1 protein-coding gene is annotated in these 1,444 nt (G+C 63.5%); it reads left to right on the forward strand.

The features are described from left to right. Positions 1-134: 134 nt before the first annotated feature. Positions 135-1,394 (forward strand): IS256 family transposase, encoded by a 1,260-nt coding sequence (locus L5G32_RS19110; RefSeq protein ID WP_237012665.1) that lies wholly within the window; start codon positions 135-137, stop codon positions 1,392-1,394. Positions 1,395-1,444: the final 50 nt, after the last annotated feature.

A 1,444-nucleotide genomic window follows, 5' to 3' on the forward strand; every position in this document is an offset into this window, starting at 1 on the left:
AGTAGTGCCCCATAGAGTGGTGTAACTCGGTGACCAGGACTGTCGCCGGCAGCGTGTGGCTGCCAGCACGAGAGCGGTCACCGTGTGATCCTTCGAGTGAACCTCTCACAGCACTCTCGAATGGAGTCATCACGATGACCGCACCCCACATTGTCGATCCTGCCGGCCTGTTAAGCCAAGCCCTCGCCGATGCATCACCTGATCTGATGCGCGAGTTGCTGCAAACGATGATCAACGCCCTGCTATCTGCCGATGCCGACGCCGTATGTGGTGCCGAATGGAACGCCCGGTCGGCCGACCGCACCAACTACCGCAACGGCTACCGGCACCGGCCCCTCGATACCCGCGTGGGCACTGTCGAGGTGGCCGTGCCGAAGCTGCGCTCAGGAACCTACTTTCCCGAATGGTTGCTCGAGCGCCGCAAACGCGCGGAATCGGCGCTGATTACCGTGGTCGCGGACTGCTACCTGGCCGGGGTGTCCACTCGCCGGATGGACAAGCTCGTCAAAACCCTGGGTATCGATTCGTTGTCGAAGTCGCAGGTCTCGCGGATGGCCGAAGACCTTGATGAACACGTCGCAGCGTTCCGTCATCGCCGGCTCGACGAGGCGGGGCCGTTCACGTTCGTCACCGCCGACGCATTAACGATCAAGGTCCGCGAGAACAAGCAGGTCGTCAAGGCGGTCGTGCTCCTGGCCACCGGCGTCAACGGTGACGGGCACCGCGAGGTCCTGGGCATGCAGGTCGCCACCAGCGAGACCACAGCCTCGTGGAACACTTTCTTCGCCGACCTGGTCGCCCGCGGACTGGGCGGAGTACGCCTGGTGACCTCCGATGCCCATGCCGGTCTCATTGAGGCGATCGCGGCGAACCTGCCCGCAGCCGCGTGGCAACGCTGCCGCACCCACTACGCCGCGAACCTGATGGCGGTGTGCCCGAAATCGATGTGGCCAGCGGTCAAAGCGATGTTGCACAGCGTCTACGACCAGCCCACCGCGGACGCCGTCCATGCCCAGTTCGACCGACTCATCGAGTACACCGAAGACCGACTACCTAAAGTTGCCGACCACCTTGGCGACGCCCGCGAGGACCTGCTCGCGTTCACTGCGTTCCCCGACGACGTGTGGCGCCAGATCTGGTCGAACAACCCCACCGAGCGGCTCAACCGAGAGATCCGCCGCCGCACCGACGTCGTGGGTATCTTCCCCAACCGCGACGCCATCATCCGCCTCATCGGCGCCGTCCTGGCTGAACAGACCGACGAATGGGCCGAAGGTCGCCGCTACCTCGGACTCGAAGTCCTGAGCCGGTGCCGACTCACTCTGACCATCGATCCCGACACCAACCCGCAGACGGAGGTGAGTACCGATCCATTGATGGAACTACCCGCCTGATCACCAACGAAGGATCACAAACCAGTTACACCACTACAAGGGGCTTGACC

Source organism: Gordonia zhenghanii, assembly GCF_021738965.1.
Lineage (GTDB): Bacteria > Actinomycetota > Actinomycetes > Mycobacteriales > Mycobacteriaceae > Gordonia > Gordonia zhenghanii.